Here is a 3,056-nt window from a genome sequence, read left to right on the forward strand (position 1 = left end):
GGGAATATTCTGGATGATGATGCTGTAGGAGGAACCGGAATTGCCTTCACCAATACCAATGTAACGGTGACAGAGGGAACTGATGCCTTTGCCATATTCGAGGTGACTTTAACTGGAGATATTTCGGAAAATGTTAGCGTGGACTATACCACGATCGATGGTACTGCCGTGGATCCTAGTGATTACTTGACTACTACTAGCACCATCACCTTCACTCCGACGATCAAGTCCTACGAAATTCAGGTGCCGATTATTGACGATGCTATCATAGAGCCTAGCGAGGCCTTTACCGTAGAGCTATCGAACATTCAATCGAACTTGGGAATAGGGTTTGTTGATGGAAACACTACCAACACCGCTACCGGGAACATTCTGGATGATGATGCTGTAGGGGGAACCGGAATTGCATTCACCAATACCAATGTGACGGTAACAGAGGGAACCGATGCCTTCGCTATATTCGAGGTGACCTTGACTGGAGATATATCAGAAAATGTTTCCGTGGACTATACCACGATCGATGGGACCGCCTTGAATCCTAGTGATTACTTGACGACTACTAGCACCATCACCTTTACCCCGACGATCAAATCCTACGAAATTCAGGTGCCGATTATTGACGATGCTATCATAGAGCCTAGCGAGGCCTTTACCGTAGAATTGTCCAACATACAATCGAATCTGGGAATAGGGTTTGTTGATGGAAACACCACCAACACCGCTACTGGGAATATTCTGGATGATGATGCCATGGCCGGAACCGGAATTGCATTTACCAATACCAATGTGACGGTAACAGAAGGTACCGATGCCTTTGCTATATTCGAGGTGACCTTGACTGGGGATATATCAGAAAATGTTAGCGTGGACTATACCACGATCGATGGGACCGCTGTAGATCCTAGTGATTACTTGACTACTGCCAGCACCATCACCTTTACCCCGACGATCAAATCCTACGAAATTCAGGTGCCGATTATTGACGATGCTATCATTGAGCCTAGCGAGGCCTTTACCGTAGAATTGTCCAACATTCAATCGAATCTGGGAATAGGGTTTGTTGATGGAAACACCACCAACACCGCTACTGGGAATATTCTGGATGATGATGCCATGGCCGGAACCGGAATTGCATTTACCAATACCAATGTGACGGTAACAGAAGGTACCGATGCCTTTGCTATATTCGAGGTGACCTTAACCGGGGATATTTCAGAAGATGTTACCGTGGACTATACCACGATCGATGGTACTGCCGTGGATCCTAGTGATTACTTGACGACTACCAGCACCATCACCTTTACCCCGACGATCAAATCCTACGAAATTCAGGTGCCGATTATTGACGATGCTATCATTGAGCCTAGCGAGGCCTTTACCGTAGAATTGTCCAACATACAATCGAACCTGGGAATTGGGTTTGTTGATGGAAACACCACCAACACCGCTACTGGGAACATTCTGGATGATGATGCTGTAGGGGGAACCGGAATTGCCTTCACCAATACCAATGTAACGGTGACAGAGGGAACAGATGCCTTCGCTATATTCGAAGTGACCTTGACCGGGGATATATCAGAAAATGTTAGCGTGGACTATACCACGATCGATGGTACTGCCGTAGATCCAAGTGATTACTTGACGACTGCCAGCACCATTACCTTTACCCCGACGATCAAGTCCTATGAAATTCAGGTGCCGATTGTTGACGATGCCATTATAGAACCTAGCGAGGCCTTTACCGTTGAACTGTCCAACATACAATCGAACCTGGGAATTGGATTTGTTGATGGAAACACTACCAACACCGCTACTGGGAATATTCTGGATGATGATGCCATGGCCGGAACCGGAATTGCCTTCACCAATACCAATGTGACGGTAACAGAAGGTACCGATGCCTTTGCTATATTCGAGGTGACTTTAACTGGAGATATTTCGGAAAATGTTAGCGTGGACTATACCACGATCGATGGGACCGCTGTAGATCCTAGTGATTACTTGACTACTGCCAACACCATCACCTTTACCCCGACGATCAAATCCTATGAAATTCAGGTGCCGATAATTGACGATGCTATCATTGAGCCTAGCGAGGCCTTTACCGTAGAGCTATCGAACATTCAATCGAATCTGGGAATTGGGTTTGTTGATGGAAATTCCACCAACACCGCTACAGGGAATATCCTGGATGATGACGCTGTAGGGGGAACCGGAATTGCCTTCACCAATACCAATGTAACGGTGACAGAGGGAACAGATGCCTTTGCTATATTCGAGGTGACCTTAACCGGAGATATTGCAGAAAATGTTAGCGTGGACTATACCACGATCGATGGTACCGCTGTAGATCCTAGTGATTACTTGACGACTGCCAGCACCATCACCTTTACCCCGACGATCAAGTCATATGAAATTCAGGTGCCGATAATTGACGATGCTATCATTGAGCCTAACGAGGCCTTTACCGTAGAGCTATCGAACATTCAATCGAATCTGGGAATAGGGTTTGTTGATGGAAATTCCACCAACACCGCTACTGGGAACATTCTGGATGATGACGCTGTAGGGGGAACCGGAATTGCCTTCACCAATACCAATGTAACGGTGACAGAGGGAACCGATGCCTTTGCTATATTCGAAGTGACCCTGACCGGGGATATTTCAGAAGATGTTAGCGTGGACTATACCACGATCGATGGTACCGCTGTAGATCCAAGTGATTACTTGACGACTACCAGCACCATCACCTTTACCCCGACGATCAAATCCTACGAAATTCAGGTGCCGATTATTGACGATGCTATCATTGAGCCTAGCGAGGCCTTTACCGTAGAATTGTCCAACATACAATCGAATCTGGGAATTGGGTTTGTTGATGGAAATTCCACCAACACCGCTACTGGGAATATTCTGGATGATGATGCCGTAGGGGGAACCGGAATTGCCTTCACCAATACCAATGTGACGGTGACAGAGGGAACAGATGCCTTTGCTATATTCGAGGTGACCTTGACCGGAGATATTGCAGAAAATGTTAGCGTGGACTATACCAC

Annotated in this window: 1 protein-coding gene; it reads left to right on the top strand. The window is 46.6% G+C overall.

All coding sequences use genetic code 11. The annotated features are described in order from the left end of the window. Nucleotides 1-3,056 (top strand): Calx-beta domain-containing protein (locus HCG49_RS18325; RefSeq protein WP_205764446.1); only part of this gene is annotated, 3,056 nt, incomplete at both ends.

Source organism: Arenibacter sp. 6A1, assembly GCF_012272855.1.
Taxonomy (GTDB): domain Bacteria; phylum Bacteroidota; class Bacteroidia; order Flavobacteriales; family Flavobacteriaceae; genus Arenibacter.